Genomic DNA, 21294 nt, shown 5'->3' on the forward strand with positions numbered 1-21294 from the left:
GATTTGTCCGGATATGACATCAAACTCCAGTGTGCAGCAATGCCCTGGGGTTTTTTGTTTGGCCCGCCAGACGAGGGGGAATTTACAATATTGACAAAATGCAGCAGGTTATGCAATACTTGACATAGCAAAAACTTCATATGTTGGTATAGGTGCCCGTCAGGGCTTAATAGGGAAGACCGGTGAAAAACCGGCGCGGTCCCGCCACTGTAATGGGAAGCAGGTGTAACAGATGCCACTGAGACTTCAGTCTTGGGAAGGCTGCACTATGTGATGATCCAGAGTCAGGAGAACTGCCTATATGTCAATCACCGTTTGACCTGCGAGCGATAGGGAGGGGATTAGGCGTACTGTTTTGTACTACTTCCATCCCGGCGTGAATTCACGTCGGGATTTTTATCTGTACGACGGCATAGTCTTTGCAACAAGGCAATCAATCGTAAGTATAAATTCTAACTTGATTTACAGCAGGCCGGGGGTGTTTTCGCCTCAGCTTACAGCAGATAAGGAGGCAATTGCAGGACAATGAAAAAAGCTATTTTGGTGGTTAGTTTTGGAACTACTTATCTGGATACACTACAATTAAACATTGCGGCTATTGAGGACAAAATCAGGACGCATTTTCCGGATTTTGAAGTCCGGCGGGCGTTTACTTCCCGGATGGTGATTAAAAGGCTGGCGGACCGGGCCGGGCTGCACGTTGATACGGAAGAGCAGGCGCTGGAAAAATTGCTGGCCGAGGGTTACACCGAGGTATATGTTCAGCCGCTGCATGTCGTAGCCGGGGAAGAATACGAAAAGATCAGGCGGCTTGTGGTCAGGTATGCCCATAATAAAACGTTTGCAAAAATAAGGATTGGCCGGCCGCTGCTGTACTATATGGGGCAGGAAGACCAGCCTGATGATTATTTGACGGTGCTGGCGGCTGTCGCCAAGCAACTGCCGCCAGCCGGAGAAGCGGATGCGCTGGTATTTATGGGACATGGCGGAACTCATCCGGCCAATGCCGCTTATGCTGTTTTACAGCTTAAGTTTGCCGAGGCCGGCCTGGAGAGAACTTTTGTGTATACAGTCGAGGGCTTTCCGGCTTTGGAAGGTGTGATTGAAAAGCTTAAAGAACATAAAATCCGCAATGTCCGGCTGGCGCCATTCATGCTGGTAGCGGGCGATCATGCTAAAAATGATATGGCCGGTGAAGACGATGAATCGGCCAAGTCCCGCCTGGCGCAGGCAGGATTTAAGGTGGATGTGCTACTGAAAGGCCTGGGGGAAAATGAGCTCATTCAGGATATTTATCTCCAGCATCTAAGGGACGCCATTTCCGGCAAACACTGCCATAAGCACTAACCGGCCGGCTTAAGGCTGCTTGCAGTTAAGGCCGGTGGGCATCAGGTGAGGTGATCGGGTTGAGTGACGCGGCGGAAGTTACCTTGCATACTTTATCAACCGGCGATAGTGTTGTATGGAACAAAGTTTATGAGACTGTTGCCATTAAATTTAATAAGGCGCGCAAGGTATTAAGCACTTCACAACTGAACGGCGGTTATCGCGAGGATCTACAGGGGGTGCTTCATTATCACCAGGCTTTGGTAGAGAACGGCGATGGTTCCGGGCAAGCTGAAAAATCCAGGGCCTGGCTACGGTCTTTGGCCGCCGCCCTGGCCCTTGATCCCGGCCGGACTGCCGCAATGGGCACCTCCGGGTCAATGGAGAACACCGCCATTGCGGTTAAACAGTTTCAAACGCTTATTGTAACGGCAATGGTCATCGCCGGTATAGAGCCAAGCGCCGTCCGGGCCGGCTCCCTGCCGCGCAACGCTGAACAATGCCGGCGGCAGGCAGGGCCGGTGAACATTATTCTGCTATTGGATGCCGATATGCCGCCGGGAACCGTTGCCAGGGCACTGGTTACCTGCAGCGAGGCCAAAACAGCCGCACTGCAGGAGCTTATGGCCGACAGCGTGTATTCCTGCGGTCTGGCAACCGGGACAGGCGCAGATCAAACCATGGTTTTGGCCAATGCTGTTTCACCCCTGTATCTGGAAACTGCCGGCAAGCATTCCAAGCTGGGAGAGTTAATTGGTCAGGCGGTTAAACAGGCGGTACAGGAGGCCTTGGTTAAACAGGGCGGCATATCGCCGCAAAGCCAGCGCAGCCTTCGCCAAAGATTTCAACGATTTGGCTTTACTGATGAATTTCTCTGGCGGCAATATGCGTCCTGGACCGGCCGGCCGGCCGAAAAAGCCCGCTTTCAAGCGTTGTGGGACCGTCTGGACGGAAACCCGGCATTGCTGGCCTATTCCTCCCTGTATATTCATTTGCTGGACCAGCAGCTGTGGGGACTGCTGCCAGCCGGGCAGGTGCAAGCTGCGGGGCAGGAGCTGATTGCAGCCGTTGCCGCCAGGTGCTGCGTTTGCTGTCCGGTCATCCCAAGCCCCAAGCTGCAGGACTGTCTGCAGGCCTGGTTTGAATTAATATTCGCCTGCCTGGTGCGGCAGCCGCCGCTAAGACCGGAGGAGTAGGACGGATGGGCGGGACGGCGGGATGCCGTTCTGGGTATTTCTGTAAAAAATAAAGCTTTATTATCCTGCAAATTTTTTGTATAATGGAATTGACTAAAATAACCGGTTTATACAGTGATTGATAACATTCTTATTTAAGATTGCTGTTGATTGCCTAAACAGGCTGATGACCTTGAAACCCGCTTGCGATTTAATAACTATGCCGCGCCGCCTTTTGTGTAAACCAAGGAGGAGATTTCATGTTTCAAGACAAAACTTTAACCTGCAGAGAGTGTGGGATTGACTTTCTGTTTACTGCCTCAGAGCAGGAATTCTTTGCCGGTAAAGGCTTTATGAATGATCCGGGCCGGTGTCCCGCCTGCCGGGCGGCGCGCAAGCAAAGGCAGGATACCGGAAGATCAGGCAGCCTTGGCGCTGTGCAGCGGGAAATGTTTGATGCCGTTTGCGCCGATTGCGGCATTGACACGCAGGTTCCGTTTCGCCCCAGCGGCGACCGGCCGGTGTACTGCCGCCAATGCTTTAGCAGACATCATAATCGCTAATTTAAAGCTTCCCTGCCAGCAGGGAAGCTTCTTTGACGGCCGGCCGGTGCTCTGTAAACCCTTAAAATTCCGGGCGGATTGCAGGCATTTTTCGTCCAGCAGGCGGCAGCGAAGCAGTGCGGGCAAGGCCGCTAAAGCCTTGTGACCTTTAGGAAAGCGATTGACAATAAATTGCAGCCTGTGTAATACTTATGTAAGTTAAATTGATCAATGATGATATAGGTGCCCGTCAGGGCTTAATAGGGAAGTCCGGTGCAATGCCGGCGCGGTCCCGCCACTGTAATGAGGAGCAACCCCAAGAGCGCCACTGGGACAAACTGTCCCGGGAAGGCTGGGCGAGTGATGATTCGGAGCCAGGAGAACTGCCTATATAACAATCACCGTTATCACCCGCGAGCGATGGGGAGGCGATTTGCGCAGTTCGATCATGTGCTGAAATCGTGCCGGCGTAGTATCTGCGTTGGGATTGTTAATTGCCGGTATAGCCGCTTAAACAGTCTCCCCCGTATCAGGGTGGAGGCTTTTTTGTGCTGAGTTTCCAAGGAGGTGAGGAAGCTGCATTGATTTGACTGTGGTTGTAGTCAACATGGGAGAGGAGACTGGGTGTGAAGAAGACGAAACGATCAAGGCAACGCCAGGCCTGGCTGTGGGCAATCGTAACCGGCGGGCTGCTGCTGCAGGCGACGGCTTTCCGCTAAGTATTTTATTGAAGCTGGCTAGTCTTATGTAAAGGCTGAGCTGGATGAGGGAAGCGGTTATCAAAATGACGGAAAAAACAGCCAGCCGAACGGGTACCGGATCAAGCTGGGCTATGGAGACCAGCAATGGAGACTTAATCTTAATGGACAAAGCGCCGCCGGACGCGACCGGGACCATTTTGTGAACCGCGGCTATTGGGTCTGGAATTTTGCGGCGCATTATAAACTGTCTGATCAGGCCAGCGTTTATTTTAACGCAAATAATCTGGCGGATAAGGCTTATGAAATTAACGGCAGGTCTGATTTGTCGGCTGTCAAAGGGAACTATCCAATGCTTTCGCGCAACTTCCAGCTGGGTGTTAGATATTCTTTCTAATAGCAGGTTGAATCGACGCAGCAGCGGAATTTCCAATGAAGCAATGTCCTGGCAGACAAGCCTGCGGATGCGCCGGCAAAGCTGCTGGCGCATCCGTTAATTTCTGGGAAATCCAACCTGACCGTGGTATAATAAGAGAAAGTTTGTGTAAATGTCCGCGTAATTGGAGGTATTGGATGGAGCGGGAAAAAAGGCTCAAAATGAAAAAGCTGGAGACTGGGCATTTGCAGCAATTTAACCAATTGCTGCGGTATGTTTTTCAAGTAACCAAGCAGGACTTGCAACAGGTAGGCTGGGAGGAAAGGGAGATTACCCTGGCTAAGCTGCCGGTGCTGGAACAGGCCGATGTGCTGGGGTGGTTTGACGGAGATAAGCTGGTATCTCAGGTTGCGGTATATCCCTTTCAGGTAAATATCTTTGGGAAAATCTTTGCTATGGGCGGACTTACCGGGGTGGGCACTTATCCTGAGTATGCCAATCTGGGCCTGATGCACAGCCTGATGGGACAGGCGCTGGCTGATATGCGGGAACGAAAACAGTCCATCTCCTATCTCTATCCGTATTCCATCCCCTATTACCGCCGTAAAGGCTGGGAGATTATTTCCGATAAAATGACCTTTGAGGTCAAAGATTTCCAATTGCCCAAATCCAGGAAGATGCCGGGCGAAGTAGAGCGGGTCCAGATCGAGAGCCCGGCTGTCCGGGCAGTGTACGATCAGTTTGCCCGTCAGAGTCATGCCGCCATGATCCGCAATGACCTGGCGTGGGAGGAATACTGGCGCTGGGATCCTGAGGATATGACTGCCGCCGTGTATTATGATGAGGGCCGCCGTCCCAGCGGTTACGTGCTGTATTGGATTTCTAACGAAGTATTTCATATTAAGGAAATGGTATTTACGCATGAGGAAGCCCGCCGGGGCTTATGGAATTTTATCAGCGCCCATGTTTCGATGGTAACCAAAGTAGTAGGAACTACCTATACCCATGAGCCTTTGGCCTTTCTGCTGGAGGACGCCGATATCAAGGAGACGATTTCTCCATACTATATGGCCCGGATTGTTGATTTGGAACTGTTTATCGCGCAGTATCCCTTCAAGCCGCAAGCGGTGGAACGGGTGTGGCGCTTTAAGCTGAATGATCCGCTGCTATCCTGGAATCAGGGGCTGTTTACCATTCACGTGGCAACTGACGGCTCCGCCAGTCTGAGCAGGGGCGGAGGGCCGGTTGAAGCGGAACTGGATATTCAGACAATGACCACCATGCTGCTGGGCTATAAACGGGCCGATTATTTGGCCAAGATCGGGCGGCTCAACTGTAATGTGGACGTGGTTCCATTGCTGGATAGCCTGATTGGCCGTCAGATCCCGTATTTTTCGGATTACTTCTGATTTACTTGGCCGGCGGGGCCGGGGTTGCCGATAATGGCGAGACTATTTTGCGCAAGACAAGGCGGAGAAGGGCGGAATAACGTCAATCCGGTTTAGGTGAATCACGGTACCAGTCATGATATAATTAAGAAGAAAAAGTTTGTGCAGATGCCGCCGGTATCGCAGGAAACGGTGTAGCCGCTTGGCGTAAATATCGTTGGGAAAATTACGCGGCGGGCTGCATATAGGGCGGCCTGTCTGTCAGAAAGGCCTTAGAGGGGGCGGAGATGTGTGTGGGCAAACCAAGCGGGAGCAGGAAGAAAACTACCGGATTTTAACGGAAAATATGGAAGATGTAATCTGGCGCTTTGATGTTGCAACCATGACTCTGATGTATGTCAGTCCTTCAATTGAGCGGTTGCGCGGCTATACTCCCGAAGAAGTGACCGGTAAACCGCTGGAAGAACTCGTCACACCGTCGTCCTGCCGGGAACTGCTGGAAAAGTTGCCGGGCAGGCTGGCGCTGCTGGAGAGCAATTGTTATCAGGGGGAATTGACTTTTCTGGGCATTGTTGAGCAGCCGCACAAAGATGGCGGGACAATCTGGACGGAGCTGTCAACCCGCTTTATCCGCCGCGAAGACGGAAAGGCGGAGGTCATTGGGGTAAGCCGGGATTGCAGTGTACGCAAAGTGCAGCAAGAGGAATTGGCGGCTTTATACCGGCGGTTGGAGGAAAGCGAGCAGTTTTTGCAGGCAATGATCGATGCCGCTCATTGCTGCTTGGCCTGTCTGGACCGGGAGGGCCGTCTGCTTCATGTAAACCGGCAATACGCAAAAATGATGGGGCTGGCGCCGGAACATATGCAGGGCCGGCGCTTTGCCGACTTCCTGCCGCCGGAAGTGGCTGCGAAGCACGCCGTTTTGCTGGACGCCTGCCGGCGGGGGCAAACCGTCCCTTTTCTGGATGTATGCCGGCCGCCTCTGACCGGTGGAACTGGTGAATTAAACAGCTATTATGGCGTTTACCAGCCCTTTGCTCAGGCCAATGGCGAGGTCGGTAAAATGGTTGTCGCTTTAATGGATATTACCGAACAAAAGTCGATGGAGCGGCAATTGGCTGAGGCGGAACGGATTGGCCGGACCGGCAGCTGGCAATACCATTTGCCGGACGGACGGTTTAGCTGCTCGGAGGGCTTACTGGCTTTATTCGGCCTGGAGGACAGACGGCAGCCGGTTGATTATGAGGAACTGCTGGGCCTCCTGCAGGCGGATGATGTTGAACGGCTGCGGCTGATGTTCAGACAGCTGCTGAAAGACCAAACGCCGGTCCGGGCGGAAGCCAGGCTGATGCTGGCCGGCGGGGGCCAGCGGGTGGTGCAGGTGACCGGCAATGTTTTGACCGATTGTAACAATCAGCCTGCTTCGATTATCGGGACTGTCGCCGATATTAATGATCACAAGGAATTGGAGGCTCTTCATGCCGGGGTGGCGCTGCGACTGCGTGAGTTTGCCCGAGTGATGCCGGGGCTGGGCATGATTGTTGACCAGGACGGCCTGATTCTGGAATTATTTGATGAACATCAGTTATTGGCCGGTAAGCTGAGTGAGCGGCGGCTGAATAAGCTGGGAACGGACCGGAAGACCGGATCCTTATTGCTGACCATTCAGCAGGCAATCCAGAAACAAACCCTCCAATTTGGGGAGTACACGCTGACCACCAGGCAGGGGGAGCGGACTTTTGACGTCAGGATTGCCCCGATGAGCTGCCGGATTGGCGGTAAATTTACCGCGGCCTGCAATCTCACTGACATTACCGATCAAAACCGTACCAAAAAGTTATTGCAATTGTCCTATGAAAAGCGGCGGCAGCGTGATTTATTAAATGGGTTGATTGAGCAAACCATCCTGCCGACCACGCAGGTGCTTGATTCCGCCTGGCAGGTCAGGCTGAACCTGGCGCAGCCGTTTTCCTGCTTCCTGCTGATCCTCGAGCGCTGGCAGGATGCGGATCATGATTACTGGCAGGCGCATCGCCAGGAATTGCAGTTTATGCTGGAAAGGCTTACCGATGTCCTGCAGGCTGGCAGCGCCGACGCTGTTGTCTGGGAAAGCCGGGAAGGGGTGGCTGTACTCTGCCCGGCTGCAGCAACGGAAAAGAGGACGCCTTGCCGCGAATTTGAAATTGCCAATGAGCTGAACCGGCGGCTGAAGGAACAGGAACCTTCGGCCTGTTGGCGGATCGGCATTGCCGAATTTGAGCCCGATACCTTTAACCAGCTTGCCCGGGTGTATGCCCAGGCCCGTAATGCAGTTCAGCTCGGACGGATTTTAAACCCCGGGAGCGCGGTGCATCATTATTGCGACTTAGGCGTTTTTCAGTTTTTTCCGGCGGTGACCAATATCGACGAAGTCCGGAATTTTATTCACCGGTCGCTGGGTAACCTGTTGACCTACGACGAAGTCAAAGGAACGCAATTGCTGGATACCCTGCAGGAAATTTTGCAAACCGACAATTTGAACATTGTGGCGGCAAAGTTCGGTGTACACCGGCAAACAGTAGTATTCCGCAAGCAGCGGATTGAAACGATTCTGGGTTTTTCACTGGATTCCTTTGAAACAAGACTGACCTTAAGCATGGCCTTTAAACTGCGGCAGGTTTTTGGCGCAGAGAATGACGGCTAGCGGACAAGCCATCGTGTTTTCCTGAATGGAGGCCGATGGCTTTTTTGTGTGCGGCGGATGGCCATAAGCAGCCAATGTCTGCCAGGCAGCTATATGTGACGTATAAAAAATACAAGTGGATTTTGTATATGATGACGTATTGCTGAATAGACAGGAGGCGGCTATACTATAGGATAGATAATGATAATAACTATCATTATTCGACAATTGGAATTAAAAAATATTTTATTTCCAGATTGGTATTGTCAAAATGGATGAGGAAGAGGTGTTGGTTATTTTAGGGAAGAATTTAAGGTTTCTGAGCATACTGGTCGTTGTTGCCCTGATGGCGGTGCTGGGTGGGTGCTCTTCCGCCGTTGATTCAACAGTGGCGAAAAAAGAACTGGTATTTGCTAATTTCCGGGATATCCGGGATCTGAATCCCCATATTTACAGCGGGGAAATGTGGGCGCAGAATATGCTTTACGAGTCGCTGGTGATGAATACCGAGGAGGGCGTGGCCCCCTGGCTGGCGGAAAAGTGGGATATTTCCGAAGACGGCCGGGTATATAATTTCTACCTGCGCAAGGATGTCAGTTTTTCCGACGGGGAGAAGTTTAATGCGCAGTCCGCCAAATTGAATATTGACGCTATTCTGGCCAATAAAGAGCGTCATACCTGGCTGGAGCTGATCCGGGTGATTGAAAAAGTTGAGGTCGTGGATGATTATACGCTGCGTATCGTTCTGAACAGCCCTTATTATCCGATGCTGACTGAACTTGCCGTAACGCGGCCCTTTCGTTTTATTTCCCCTAAATCAATGAAGGACGGGCAGACCAAAAACGGCGTGACTACTTATGTGGGCACCGGCCCCTGGATACTGTCGGAGCATAAAACCGACCAATATGCGGTATTTACCGTCAATCCCAACTACTGGGGACCCAAGCCTAAACTGGAAAAAATTACGATGAAAGTAATCCCGGATAATCAAACCAGGGTTTTGGCGCTGCAAAGAGGCGAGCTTGATTTGATTTACGGTAAAAATATGATTGACGCCGACTCTTTTGGGCAACTCAGCAAGGATGACAAATTTGTGACAATCATGTCCCAGCCCACGTCCACGCGGATGCTGCTGATGAATACGACCAGCGGCGCGCTGGCCGATCTCAGAGTGCGTCAGGCCTTAGAGCACAGCATTAATAAACAGGGCATTTCCGAGGGGATTTTCAATGACAGCGAAAGTGTGGCCGATACCTTGCTGGCCAAAACAGTGCCGTACTGCAACATTGATTTAAAGCCGTACGCTTTTGATCCGCAGCAGGCGGAAAAACTGCTCGATGACGCCGGCTGGAAAAAGGCCGCTGGACAGCAGTTTCGTCAAAAGGACGGTCAGCCGCTGGTTGTCAGGCTGCATTATAACAGCAACAGCGTGCTGGAAAGAACCATATCCGAGTACATTCAAAGCGCGGTGGCTCCGCTCGGCATAAATCTGGCCATTACCGGTGAAGAGGAGCAATCTTACCGCGACCGGCAGAAGGCCGGAAATTTTGATATTATCTTCAATATTTCATGGGGAACGCCGTATGATCCCCAGTCCTCGCTGGCCGGGATGAAGCTGCCGGTGTATGGCGACTATATCGCCCAGCAGGGCCTGAAGGATAAAAAGGCGCTTGATCAGGCCATTACCGATGTGCTGGTTTCGACGGATGAAACCAAACGGCAGCAGTTATATACCTACATTTTGACCACATTGCATGACGAGGCGGTCTATATACCTCTGACGTATGAACGGAACCGGGCTGTTGCGGTCAAAAGCCTGAAAGGCGTTGCCTTTAATCCGTCGCAATTTGAAATTCCATTCGAAAAAATGTATTTTGAATGATTGGACTGGCAGTGAAATAAGCAACAGGCAAACGGCTGGCGGTTTAGCCAGCCGTTGTTTTAATGCCCGGAAAAAACGACAAGGAGCAAGATAAAATTGCGGACCTATGTGATCAAAAGATGTTTGGCGGTAATCCCGCTGCTGGTGGCAATTTCCTTTCTGTCGTTTACGCTCATTGCGTTGGTGCCCGCCGATCCGGCGGAAGTGGCGCTCAGGGTCAATGAGATCATACCGACACCGGAATCAGTTGCCGCCATGCGGGCTGAATTGGGCCTGGACCAGCCTTTTTTGCTTCGTTATGTTCAGTGGCTGGGAAGGGCGCTCCAGTTGGATTTTGGCAAGTCTTATATTAATGACCGGCTGGTGATTGATGAAATTCTGCGCTGCCTGCCGGCGACCCTGAAATTGGCGGCCGCGGCGCTGCTCTTGGTTATTGCGGTCAGCGTGCCGGTGGGCGTTTTGGGGGCGCTTTACGCCAACCGCCTGTTCGACCGCCTGCTGAGAATCATGGTATTCATTGGCACGGCCATGCCTGGCTACTGGGTGGGCTTGCTGCTGATCTGGTTTTTTTCCATTAAACTCAATCTGCTGCCAACCAGCGGCAGCGGCAGTTTGCAGCATTTGCTTCTGCCGGCCGCGGCGCTTTCCCTGACCTATATTTCCACCTATGTCCGGCTCATTCGCAGCAATATGCTGGAGAATATGCGGGAGACGTATGTGTTGTACGGACGGGTAAGAGGGCTTAGCGAAAAGCGGATTCTGCTGCGGCATGTGCTGAAAAACTCACTGCAAACCAGTATTACCGCTTTGGGCATGAGTATCCCCCAGTTATTGGCCGGCACCGTAATTATTGAGAATATTTTCGCCTGGCCGGGTGTTGGGCGGCTTTGCATTTCGGCAATTTTTAACCGTGACTATCCGGTGATTCAGGCTTATATTTTGTTGATGGCGGTATTATTTATTTTGTGCAATTTGATCGTGGATATTGTGCATCACAGCCTTGACCCACGTCTGCGGGAGGGAAGATAAAGCATGACCGATATGATTAGGCGTCTGTCCAGGGATTATCTGGCCTTAGGCAGTCTGGCCGTGATTGGCGTTACTTTGCTGGCCGGGCTGCTGGCGCCCTGGCTGGCTTTACATGATCCCAATCAGGTGGATGTGCTGCAAAAATATGCCAGCCCGTCGCTGGAGTATCCGCTGGGCGCGGACCAATTGGGCCGGTGCATTTATTCCCGGCTGTTGTATGGCGTCCGGACGACTGTTTTTCTATCTTTGCTGACAATGGGGGCAACCATCACCGTGGGCGTTTTTTTCGGGCTGGTGGCCGGCAGTTTCCGGGGCTGGGTGGATGAGGGGATGATGCGGCTTTGCGATGTTATGCTGTCTTTTCCCAGCCAGGTCATGATTCTGGCCATTGTCGGCATGCTGGGGGTCGGCATCGGCAATGTGGTACTGGCCAATATTCTGGTAAAATGGGCCTGGTATACCCGGATGATTCGCAGTCTGGTGCTCAAATACAGCGAGAAGAATTATATTCTGTTTTCACGGGCGACGGGCAGCAGTAAACGGTTTATTCTGGCCGAGCATCTGCTGCCGAACGCCGCGCCGGAAATTATCATTCTGGCCACTTTGGATACCGGCTGGGTTATCCTGAACTTGTCGGCGCTGTCTTTCCTGGGCCTTGGCGTACAGGCGCCAACCGCCGAATGGGGGGCAATGCTGAGCGAGGCGCAAAAGGTAATGACCATTCATCCTGAGCAGATGCTGGCGCCGGGATTGGCAATATTGATCTTAGTGGCGGCCTTTAATTTATTGGGCGATAGTCTCCGGGACGCTCTGGATCCAAAGGAGGAGTGCCGATGAATAAAATATTGCAGGTACGCAATCTAACCGTAAGGCTCAACCGCCATCCCCATACTGAGCTGGTCAGCAATGTATCATTTGAGCTGGCTGAAAATAGCTGTCTGGGAATTTTAGGGGAAAGCGGCAGCGGCAAGACCATGTTGTGCCGGTCGATGCTGGGCTTGCTGGACGAGAGTTTTACCGTTACCGGGCAGGCTGTCTTTCAGGGGCGGGATTTATTACAAGCCGCTCCGGAAGAACTGCGCCTGCTGCGCGGCAGTAAAAGCTGCATGATTTTACAGAACCCAATGACTGCGTTTGATCCGCTGTGGCGGGTTGGCGCGCAAATGACCGAAACTTTCCGCAGCCACCGGGCGCTGACGGAGAAACAGGCTGAGACCCTGGCAATTGAGGTATTGGGGCGAATGCAGCTGCGGGAGCCTGAGCAAATCATAGCAAAATATCCGCACCAGTTAAGCGGAGGCATGCTGCAGCGGGTAATGATCGGAATTGCCCTGGCGCTTGAGCCTGACCTGATTATTGCCGATGAACCAACCACAGCGCTGGATTCGGTCACGCAATTTGAAGTGATGGAAGAATTCTGCCGGATACGGGAGCGGCTGCACACGGCGATGATCTTTATTTCTCATGATTTTGGAGTGATCAGCCGGATTGCCGACCGGATTCTGGTGATGAATAAAGGCCGGGCAGTGGAGGAAGGAAGTAAAGAAGACATATTTTGCCGGGCTGAGGAAGAGTATACGCGTTATTTGATTGGCACCAGAGCCGCACTGATGAAAAAATATCACCAGGCTTTACGGGGCGGCGAGGCAAAGGAGTTGACGGCTTGTGCTGCTAAAGGTACAGGAGGTTTATAAGGATTTTAGCCAGGGCGGCTTTTTTAGCGCAGCAAAGAAACCCATCCTTAAAGGCGTTTCCCTGGAGCTGGCCTGCGGCGAGTGCCTGGGACTGATCGGGGAAAGCGGCAGCGGAAAAAGCACGCTGGGCCGGATGCTGATTGGCATTGAGAAGCCCGACTGGGGCGAAGTATTGTTTGAGGGGAGAAACATCTACCGTTCCCCGGGCTGGAGACAACAGCCGGACTGGCGGCGCAAAATCAGCGCAGTGTTTCAGGATTATACCTCGTCGGTAAATCCCAGGTTCCGCGTTGACAAAATTATTACCGAGCCGCTGTATACCCACCGCCTGGCCAGCGGTTCCAAGGCGATGGAGCGAGCGGTCTATTTGCTGGAAAAGGTCGGACTGGGCGGAGATTATCTTAAGCGTTATCCCCATCAGCTAAGCGGCGGGCAGCTCCAGCGGGTTTGCATCGCCCGGGCGCTGGCCACCAATCCGGCATTTATTTTGCTGGATGAACCGGTCAGCTCGCTGGATGTGTCGGTACAGGTTCAGGTTATGGATTTGCTGGACAGTTTAAAGAAAGAATTTCAGTTGTCTTATCTGTTTATCAGCCATGATCTGGCGGCTGTGGCCTATCTGTGCGACCGGGCCTTATTTTTTGCCGAGGGGCGGATTGTTGAAGCGGTAGAGCGGATAGCGGAGCTGGGACAGGTAAAAGAGGCCTATTCCCGCAAACTCCTCTATTCGGTGCTGGATTTTTCCGATCAGCTGGCTGATTACCGCTGCGGACGGGAGGAAGGGAGCCGGCTGGCATGAATGAATGCTGCACCGCTTCGGTCGTATGGTGCGGCTGTCTGACTGCCGGTGACCGCTGCCCGGCAGCCTGCGATGCGGTGATCGGGGGCGGGAAATGGGCGGACAAGGCTTGACAAATTTAGGCTTTTTATGCAATACTTTGTATGCATAAGGTTATGTGCAAGTATGTGCCTACAATTAAATTATCGGTATAGGTGCCCGTGAGGGCTTAATAGGGAAGTCCGGTTGAATGCCGGCGCGGTCCCGCCACTGTAATGGGAGAGCAATTCCAAGAAATGCCACTGAAACGCAACCGTTTTGGGAAGGTTTGGATGCGCAATGATCCAGAGCCAGGAGAACTGCCTATATGTCAATCACCGTTATTACCTGCGAGCGATAGGGAGGAGATTTGTACAATAGTTTATTGTGCTTATTTCGTCCCAATACAGTTATGGCTGCATTGGGACATTTACTTTATACATCGGACTAAAGGAGAACACATGCAGGAAAAAACAACGGTGATTGGCCTGGCTGATCACAAAAAGTTTATGGCTTTGGCCGTACCTCTGACCATCGCCACTTTAACCACGCCTTTGCTGGGGGTGGTGGATACCGCGATTATGGGCCGGCTGCCGCAGGCTGCATACATTGGCGGGGTTTCCATTGCGGTACTGATTTTCAACACGCTGTATTGGATTTTGGGCTTTTTGCGGGTCAGTACCTCCGGGTTTAGCGCTCAGGCCGTTGGCACCGGCGATAAACAGGCGATTACCCTGGCGCTGCTGCGGCCAATGGTCATTGCCGTCAGTCTCGGATTGCTTATTGTCGCCTTGCAGTGGCCGATCAAGCAGATTGCTTTTGCGTTGCTGTCGCCCAGCGGGACCGTTGGCGCGATTGCCGCCGCCTATTATGACATACGCATTTGGAGCGCTCCGTTTACCCTTGGCAATTATGTGATTGCCGGCTGGCTGATGGGCCGGGCAAAAGTAAAGCTTTCTCTGGCCTTGCAGATCTTTATGAATGTACTGAACATGCTGCTGGCCGTGCTGTTTGTGGCCGGTCTTGGCATGACCGCCGAAGGCGTGGCGGCGGCCACGCTGATTGCGGAAATTGCGGCCGCCATTGTCAGCGCCGTCATTCTGCTGCGCACCGGGGCAGTCGATGTGCATAACCTTTCGCTAAAAACGGTCATTGACCCGGCCGCGTTTATCCAGATGATGAAGGTCAACCGCGATTTGTTTATCCGGACAGCCTGCCTGCTGACGGTCTATAATTGTCTGGCCGCCTACGGCCTGCGTTATGGTGACACCATTCTTGCAGGCAATGCCGTTTTGATGCAGCTGCATTTCGTTATGGCTTATTTTCTCAGCGGCTTCGCCAATGCCGGAACGGTACTGGTTGGCCAGGCAATTGGCGAAAAAAACAAGGCTCTTTATGTCAAAACCGTCAGGCTGACCGCCTTTTGGGGCGGTATTACGGCCTTGCTGCTAACGGCAATTGTAGGATTATTCCAACGGCCGCTGATCGAACTGTTTACCACAATTGTTGAGGTGCAGCAGGTTGCGCTGCAATACATGTTCTGGATTGCCCTGTTTCCGCCGGCCGCTTTCTGGGGTCTGCAGCTATACGGGATCTTTGTGGGAGCAACGCTTGCCGCGCCCATCCGCAATTCACTTCTTTATTCCCTAGCTACTTATTTTGTCTGCCTGTGGCTGGCTGTTCCCGGAATGGGCAATCACGGCATCTGGCTGGCCTTTACGGTTTTTAGCCTGGGGCGGTCGGTGTTTCTGTGGATTTACCTGCCGGGACTTAATCGGCGCATGGGCAAGATGACCGCTTAGCCGTAGCATGACCGAGAGGCTGCTGCAGGATTGCAATGGCTTACTGCCGTCCGCAATAGAAATTTATCTAACGAAAGGTGGACAAACATGAGAAAACGTTCTTATCTATGGATTATTGCCGCATTGACCGGCGTTTTGATGCTGACGCTTGCCGGCTGCTCTGCCGATAAGCAGAGCAGCAGTCAGGGCCAGGAGAAGGTGCTTAAATTTATTACTGTCTGGCCGGCGAATACAATGGATCCGCATCGCTGCCACACCAGTTTTATTCTGAATTCAGGGACCACGGAAACGCTGATCGGCCTTGATCCCAAAACAACCGAACTGTATCCCTGGCTGGCTGAAAGCTGGAAATCCGACGACGGACAGCACTGGGAATTTAAGATCCGTAAAGGCGTTAAATTCCACAACGGCAAGGATGTTACGCCTGAGGCCGTAAAGGCCAGTCTGGAACGTTCCATTGCCGTTAACCCGGGGATAAAGGCTGCGCTGAAGATTGCTTCGATTGAGGTTGCCGGCGATGTTCTAAACATTGTCACGGAACTGCCTTACCCGGCGCTGCCTTCGGAACTGGTTCACTATAATGCGGTCATCATTGACGTTACCGCGCCGGAGGATAAACCGCCAATTGGCACAGGCGCGTTTATGTTTGCCTCCTTTGATATTTCCAAAGAGGCTCAACTGGTGAAATTCCCGCAGTACTGGAACGGCCAGGCCAAGCTTGACAAGGTAATCATGACTGCAAATGACGATGCCAATGCCCGTATGCTGGCGCTGCAGTCGGGGGATGCCGATGTTATTTACCGCCCGGCGATAGAGACTTTGCCCACACTGCGTAACAATGACAAACTGGTAGTGGAAAGTATGCCCGGCAAGCGCGTATATCACTTGATTTATAATTATTCCGGGCAAAATCACGATTTGTGGGCCAATGAAGAGTTCCGTAAAGGGATAGATGCCCTGATCAACCGTCAGGAAATCGTGGACAAGGTTATGGGGAAAGAGGCGATTGTCGCTTATAATCCGTTCCCCGGAAACTATCCTTTTACGCCGGAGCTAAAACCACACGTATATAGCGTGGATGAGGCCCTGAAGCATTTTCAGGCCGCCGGTCTGACCGTGCAGAACGGCAAAGTGCTGAGAAACGGCCAGCCGATCAAATTGCGGATGGCGACTTACATTGCCCGGCCGGAATTGCCTCAGATTGCCCAGATTGTTCAGTCGTCAGCCAAGCAGGTCGGCATTGAAATGGAAATTCATGTAGCGGAAAATATCGACGAGTTTTTACCGCAGGGCAACTGGGATTTGGTCACCTATTCCCTACTGACCACTACCCGGGGCGACGGCTCTTTCTTCCTGAATGCCGCGTTTTCGCCGAAAGGCATGCAAAATCATGGCCGGCTGCATGTACCTGAACTGGTTGCTCTGATTGATCAGTATAATCAGATAATTGATAAAGAAGAGCGCAATGTAAAGGCTAAGGCGATTGCAACCATGATTGAGGATCGGGCTTATAACGCCTATATCGCTTCGCCCTATGAAACTGCCGCTTACCGGAAAAACGTGAAAGGCTGGGTGACTCCGTCCAATGAATTCGAATTCCAAATGGTTACCAAAGATTTGGATATCGTTTCGCAATAAACAGTGGCTGCTAAAAAAGCTGGGCGAGGGCCTGCTGCTGTTTTGGATCATTTCCCTGGTCAGTTTTGCGATTGTTCAGGTGGCTCCGGGGGATGCGACATTGTCGCTCCTCCGGATTGACACCATTGCCATAACGGTCGAACAGGTCGAGGCTTTGCGGCAGGAAATGGGGATGAATGACCCCCTTTATCAGAAATATGTCCGTTATATGGCTAACCTGTTCCAGGGTGATCTGGGCGAGTCGGTAATGACCGGGCGAACGGTTGCGGCTGAATTGATCCAGGCCTTTCCGGCGACCTTTCTGCTTGCCGCTACTTCGCTGCTGCTGACCGTGTTGTTGGTGGCGGTGTTTGGGTCGCTGTCCGCGCTTTACACCGGAAGCTGGATTGATAAGTTCAGTACGGCTTTTTGTCTTATGGGCGCTTCCATTCCTACTTTTTGGCTGGGCTTGCTGCTGATTGATTTGTTTTCGGTCCGGCTGGGCCTGCTGCCGGCGGTGGGTATGGCTAACGGCGGGCTTGTTCTGCCGTCTCTGGCCTTAGCCATTGCCATTGCCCCGCCGTTCATTAAAATTTTCCGCAATAGCTTAATAGATTGCGCCAGACAGGATTATATCCGGGCGGCGCGGTCCAGAGGGATTTCTGAACGGCTGATTTTCAGCCGGCATATTCTTAAAGGCAGTCTTATTCCGGTCGTCACCATTCTGGGCGTAAGCCTGGGTAGCCTGCTGGGCGGTTCGGTGGTGGTGGAAGTTATTTTTGGTCTGCCCGGCGTCGGCAAGCTGGCAATTGAGGCGGTGACCCGGCGGGATTATGCCATAATTCAGGGCTTCGTCCTATCTATTGGCCTATTGATTTTTTTCATTAATTTAATGGTGGATTTGTCTTACCGTTATTTAAACCCGGCAATATCCCTGAAGGAGGCTGAACGCCGATGATGCGCAATATTTCCTGGGGCGTCTGGTTTACGGCCCTTCTTCTCCTGGTGATTTTATTCGGGCCCTGGCTGGCGCCGCATGATCCAAATCTGGTCGATCTTTCCAAGCGCTTGCAGCCGCCCGGCGCAGAGCACTGGTTTGGCACCGACCAGCTGGGCCGGGATATGCTGTCGCGGATTTTGACCGGAGGGCAGACCACAGTGGGAATCAGTATGGCTGCGCTGGGACTGGCCATTCTGGTCGGCGTCCCGGTCGGCCTGCTGGCCGGCTACTGGGGAGGCCGGGTAGACTGGGCGCTGATGCGTCTGGTCGATGCTTTTATGGCTTTTCCCGAATATATTGTCGCCATTGTTATCAGCGGGTTGTTAGGCGCCGGTTTTTTAAATTTAATGTTTGCGATTTTGGTGGTTAAATGGGTGGGCTATGCCAGGCTGGTGCGCAGTGTGGTATTGCAGGAGAAGTCCAAGGATTACCTGCTGGTTGCAAAAATCAGCGGCGCCGGCGCCGTTACCACGCTCCGCCGCCATCTGATTCCGCATGTGCTGGGGCCGGTACTGGCTTTGGCCACGCTGGACATCGGCAAAGTCATTTTGCTTGTGGCCGCTTTATCTTATATTGGCCTTGGCGTTCAGCCGCCTCATCCTGAATGGGGATCCATGCTAAATGAAGGGCGGGCTTATTTTACCAGAGACGCCTATCTGATGATTGTGCCCGGCTTGTCCATATTTGTGGTGGTGTTTGTCATGAACCTGCTAGGCAACCGGTTGGTGGCCAAATTTGGCTCAGACCGTCAAGGGGAGGCTGACAATGGAATTACTGAATGTTCGTGAATTGAAAATATTTTGCCCGGATAACCGTTCGCTGGTTCATGGCATTAGCTTTTCCATCCAGGCCGGCGAGTGGTTTGCCCTGATTGGTGAAAGCGGCAGCGGCAAAAGTATCAGTGCTTTTTCCCTGGCCGATTTGCTGCCTAACGGGCTGCGGCGGGAAGTACGGCAAATCACGCTGTCGGGGCAGGCGCTGACCGGACTGTCGAAGGACGAACTGCGAAATATCCGCGGTACTGATATTGCCTATGTGTTTCAGGACTACCAAAGCGCTTTTACCCCCTATTTTACTTTAGGCAAGCAAATGGACGAGGTCATGCAGGCGCACACCGGCTGGAGCGCTGCTGAACGGCGGAGCAGAGCGCTGCGGGCGCTGGCCGAGGTCGGGCTGGAAGGACCGGAGGCTTACGAGCGCTATCCATTTCAATTGAGCGGCGGACAGCTTCAACGGGCAGCGCTTGCTTTGGCCATGCTGATGGAACCAAAACTGCTGATTGCCGACGAACCCACTACTGCTCTTGATGCCATGAGCGCCGCTACCGTGCTGGATCTGATTGCCAGGCTGAAAAAGGACAAAGGCTGTGCCGTGCTGTTCATTACTCATGATCTGCGTTGTGTGCGCCGTTATGCGGACCGGGTGGCCATTATGCAAAACGGTTTAATTATAGAAAGCGGCGAGAAAAAAGAAGTTCTGGACAAGCCGCGGGAAACCTATACCCGCAATTTGCTGGCGTCGGTGCCGCCAATCCACAATGTTCCGCGCCGCCTGCCTGTATTAGGCGATGAATTGCCGGAGGGAGAGATATTTTGTGCCGCTACAGCAAACAGTTGAAGCAAGCCCGGAAGTGCTGCGGGTAAAGGATGTTTGGAAAACCTATCACGGCGGACACCAGGCGGTTAGGGGAATTTCGCTGACCATCAGGCGGGGCGAATGCTTAGGTCTGGTGGGTGAAAGCGGGAGCGGCAAAAGTACGTTGGCCCGCTGCCTGCTGACCCTGGAACGGATGGACCGGGGTGAAATCTGGCTGAACGGGCGTCCCCTGCATAACCTGAAGCCAGCCGAACTGCGCCAGGCGCGCCGGGAGATGCAGGTGGTGTTTCAAAATCCCGCCGCCTCCTTTAACAGCAAGCTGACGATTCTGGATTCCTTGCTGGAACCAATCCGCGCCCAGCGGAAGGGCTGCCCGGGCTTTTTAGGCAACCCGGGCGCAAATGAGCGGGCAATAGCCGGAGCTTTGCTGGCGAAGGTTCATTTGCCGGCAAGCTATTTGAACCGCTATCCGTCCGAACTCAGCGGCGGCCAAAAGCAGCGGGCGGCCATTGCCAGAGCCATCAGCGTCGAGCCGTCCCTGATTGTGCTGGATGAGCCGACGGCCAGTCTGGATGTCTCTATTCAGGCGCGGGTGCTTAACCTGCTGAAAGATCTGCAGGAAGAGTTGGGCTTGTCCTATCTGTTCATATCCCATGATCTTAGCGCTGTCAACTTTATGAGTCATAGGCTGATGGTGATGCAATATGGACAAATGGTTGACCATTGTGAAGGAAAAGATCTTTTTGCCGTCGAACGTCATTCTTATACCAAACAGTTGCTGAAACTTTTTACGGCAAACTAGACTATGGTGCAAAGGAGAGTTGTTTGTTTGGATAAGCGGGATTTAGTGATTCGGCCTATTCGGGCCGAAGATATTGGCGCGGTACAGGACTTTTTATTTACCCAGCTGCAGGAGCTGTTCGCCCAGGACGGTCAGGCGGCCATTACGGATGATGTCTGGGGACTTGGTAAAACCTATCTGGAGCCTGACAACTGCAATATGTGGGCAGTTTTTACACCGGAGGGAACTGTCGTTGGCACGGCGGCAATTTGCGCCTACAATGGCAGAATTGAATTGCTGAAGGGCCGCTATCATCTTCCGACAACAGCCGAAGTCGGGCGTTGTTATATTGATGCCAAGCTAAGGCGGCAGGGTATCGGTTCAAAGCTGGTTGAAGCAATGACGCAATTTTGCAAAGACCATGGCTACCGGACCATGTATCTGCATACTCACCACTTTTTGCCGGGCGGCTTTAATTTTTGGCAGAAACAAGGGTTTGCGATCACCATTGACCAGGGCGGCAGTTTGGAAATTGTCCATATGGAAAAAATCCTTTGAATCTGAATAAAGCGATATTTGCCTGTACAGGTTATAAATATCTAACATAGAATGGAATGAGGCTGTCACACGATTTTAGTGCGACAGCCTCATTTGTTCTAGATGAAAAAATTGACAGCGTTTACATAGGAATGTTATTATGTAGGAAGATAATTGATTGGCTGCGCTGGAAAGAGACGTCGGCAGAGGTTCTGCAACTTTTGTGGGTCTTAGCCAAGCGGATGTTGTACTGTTTAGCCAACAGCAGCCGGGTCAATATATATTGATAATGATTATTATTACATATGGAGGTTTGCCGGAAATTGACTTCATTGGTGTTGGATCGTACCGGCAATGTTTAGAATAGATACA

General features: G+C 52.4%; 20 protein-coding genes and 3 riboswitches. All 20 genes read left to right on the forward strand.

The genetic code is table 11. From position 1 onward, the window contains the following. Positions 1 to 133: 133 nt before the first annotated feature. Positions 134 to 315: riboswitch (cobalamin riboswitch) on the forward strand. A gap of 210 nt (positions 316 to 525) precedes the next feature. The 20 genes from BLR06_RS07565 (at position 526) to BLR06_RS07655 (ending at position 21289) form a co-directional block, all read left to right on the forward strand. After that, positions 526 to 1347 carry a sirohydrochlorin cobaltochelatase gene (locus BLR06_RS07565; RefSeq protein ID WP_092070747.1) on the forward strand — a complete coding sequence of 274 codons (822 nt, stop codon included), beginning with the start codon at positions 526 to 528 and terminating at the stop codon, positions 1345 to 1347. Between the two features lie 59 nt (positions 1348 to 1406). After that, positions 1407 to 2522, forward strand: coding sequence for an adenosylcobinamide amidohydrolase (locus BLR06_RS07570; RefSeq protein WP_173812812.1), 1116 nt, complete (start codon positions 1407 to 1409; stop codon positions 2520 to 2522). 239 nt (positions 2523 to 2761) lie between these two features. Beyond that, complete coding sequence (locus BLR06_RS07575; protein ID WP_092070752.1) at positions 2762 to 3064, forward strand: zinc-ribbon domain containing protein; 303 nt, start codon at positions 2762 to 2764, stop codon at positions 3062 to 3064. 203 nt (positions 3065 to 3267) lie between these two features. After that, positions 3268 to 3448: riboswitch (cobalamin riboswitch) on the forward strand. A 181-nt stretch (positions 3449 to 3629) separates the two neighbouring features. Next, positions 3630 to 3794, forward strand: a complete 165-nt coding sequence (locus tag BLR06_RS19495; RefSeq protein ID WP_173812814.1) for a hypothetical protein — start codon at positions 3630 to 3632, stop codon at positions 3792 to 3794. A gap of 12 nt (positions 3795 to 3806) precedes the next feature. Then, positions 3807 to 3947 carry a hypothetical protein gene (locus tag BLR06_RS19990; protein ID WP_245698063.1) on the forward strand — a complete coding sequence of 47 codons (141 nt, stop codon included), beginning with the start codon at positions 3807 to 3809 and terminating at the stop codon, positions 3945 to 3947. Between the two features lie 367 nt (positions 3948 to 4314). Beyond that, positions 4315 to 5526: a GNAT family N-acetyltransferase gene (locus BLR06_RS07585; RefSeq protein WP_092070778.1), complete on the forward strand. Its 1212-nt coding sequence runs from the start codon at positions 4315 to 4317 to the stop codon at positions 5524 to 5526. 268 nt (positions 5527 to 5794) lie between these two features. Beyond that, the gene (locus BLR06_RS07590; protein WP_092070781.1) at positions 5795 to 8188 is read left to right on the forward strand and encodes a PAS domain S-box protein; all 2394 of its coding nucleotides are present in this window, start codon (positions 5795 to 5797) and stop codon (positions 8186 to 8188) included. A 265-nt stretch (positions 8189 to 8453) separates the two neighbouring features. After that, complete coding sequence (gene nikA / locus BLR06_RS07595) at positions 8454 to 10049, forward strand: nickel ABC transporter substrate-binding protein (protein ID WP_217636857.1); 1596 nt, start codon at positions 8454 to 8456, stop codon at positions 10047 to 10049. Between the two features lie 96 nt (positions 10050 to 10145). Then, complete coding sequence (opp1B, locus tag BLR06_RS07600) at positions 10146 to 11078, forward strand: nickel/cobalt ABC transporter permease (protein ID WP_092070788.1); 933 nt, start codon at positions 10146 to 10148, stop codon at positions 11076 to 11078. Between the two features lie 3 nt (positions 11079 to 11081). Beyond that, positions 11082 to 11915, forward strand: a complete 834-nt coding sequence (gene opp1C / locus BLR06_RS07605; RefSeq protein ID WP_245698064.1) for a nickel/cobalt ABC transporter permease — start codon at positions 11082 to 11084, stop codon at positions 11913 to 11915. Beyond that, positions 11912 to 12772 carry an ABC transporter ATP-binding protein gene (locus tag BLR06_RS07610; protein WP_092070791.1) on the forward strand — a complete coding sequence of 287 codons (861 nt, stop codon included), beginning with the start codon at positions 11912 to 11914 and terminating at the stop codon, positions 12770 to 12772. Before opp1C ends, BLR06_RS07610 begins: the two co-directional genes overlap by 4 nt. Beyond that, entirely contained in the window at positions 12744 to 13571 is an 828-nt protein-coding gene (locus BLR06_RS07615; protein WP_092070794.1) for an ABC transporter ATP-binding protein, read from the forward strand. The genes BLR06_RS07610 and BLR06_RS07615 overlap by 29 nt, the downstream gene beginning before the upstream one ends. A 175-nt stretch (positions 13572 to 13746) precedes the next feature. After that, positions 13747 to 13931: riboswitch (cobalamin riboswitch) on the forward strand. A 119-nt stretch (positions 13932 to 14050) separates the two neighbouring features. Then, the gene (locus BLR06_RS07620; protein ID WP_092070797.1) at positions 14051 to 15391 is read left to right on the forward strand and encodes an MATE family efflux transporter; all 1341 of its coding nucleotides are present in this window, start codon (positions 14051 to 14053) and stop codon (positions 15389 to 15391) included. An 87-nt stretch (positions 15392 to 15478) separates the two neighbouring features. Next, positions 15479 to 17029: an ABC transporter substrate-binding protein gene (locus BLR06_RS07625; RefSeq protein WP_092070800.1), complete on the forward strand. Its 1551-nt coding sequence runs from the start codon at positions 15479 to 15481 to the stop codon at positions 17027 to 17029. Continuing rightward, a complete protein-coding gene (locus BLR06_RS07630) occupies positions 16977 to 17966 on the forward strand; it encodes an ABC transporter permease (protein ID WP_092070803.1) in 990 nt (329 codons plus the stop codon). Before BLR06_RS07625 ends, BLR06_RS07630 begins: the two co-directional genes overlap by 53 nt. After that, the gene (gene nikC / locus BLR06_RS07635) at positions 17963 to 18796 is read left to right on the forward strand and encodes a nickel transporter permease (RefSeq protein WP_092070806.1); all 834 of its coding nucleotides are present in this window, start codon (positions 17963 to 17965) and stop codon (positions 18794 to 18796) included. Before BLR06_RS07630 ends, nikC begins: the two co-directional genes overlap by 4 nt. After that, positions 18774 to 19625 (forward strand): ATP-binding cassette domain-containing protein, encoded by an 852-nt coding sequence (locus tag BLR06_RS07640; protein WP_092070809.1) that lies wholly within the window; start codon positions 18774 to 18776, stop codon positions 19623 to 19625. The genes nikC and BLR06_RS07640 overlap by 23 nt, the downstream gene beginning before the upstream one ends. Further along, positions 19603 to 20406 (forward strand): ABC transporter ATP-binding protein, encoded by an 804-nt coding sequence (locus BLR06_RS07645; RefSeq protein ID WP_217636858.1) that lies wholly within the window; start codon positions 19603 to 19605, stop codon positions 20404 to 20406. The genes BLR06_RS07640 and BLR06_RS07645 overlap by 23 nt, the downstream gene beginning before the upstream one ends. Positions 20407 to 20433: 27 nt before the next feature. Beyond that, positions 20434 to 20943, forward strand: a complete 510-nt coding sequence (locus BLR06_RS07650) for a GNAT family N-acetyltransferase (protein WP_092070815.1) — start codon at positions 20434 to 20436, stop codon at positions 20941 to 20943. Positions 20944 to 21100: 157 nt separating this feature from the next. Beyond that, positions 21101 to 21289 carry a hypothetical protein gene (locus tag BLR06_RS07655; RefSeq protein WP_092070818.1) on the forward strand — a complete coding sequence of 63 codons (189 nt, stop codon included), beginning with the start codon at positions 21101 to 21103 and terminating at the stop codon, positions 21287 to 21289. Positions 21290 to 21294 lie beyond the last annotated feature (5 nt).

Source organism: Dendrosporobacter quercicolus, from assembly GCF_900104455.1.
Classification (GTDB): domain Bacteria; phylum Bacillota; class Negativicutes; order DSM-1736; family Dendrosporobacteraceae; genus Dendrosporobacter; species Dendrosporobacter quercicolus.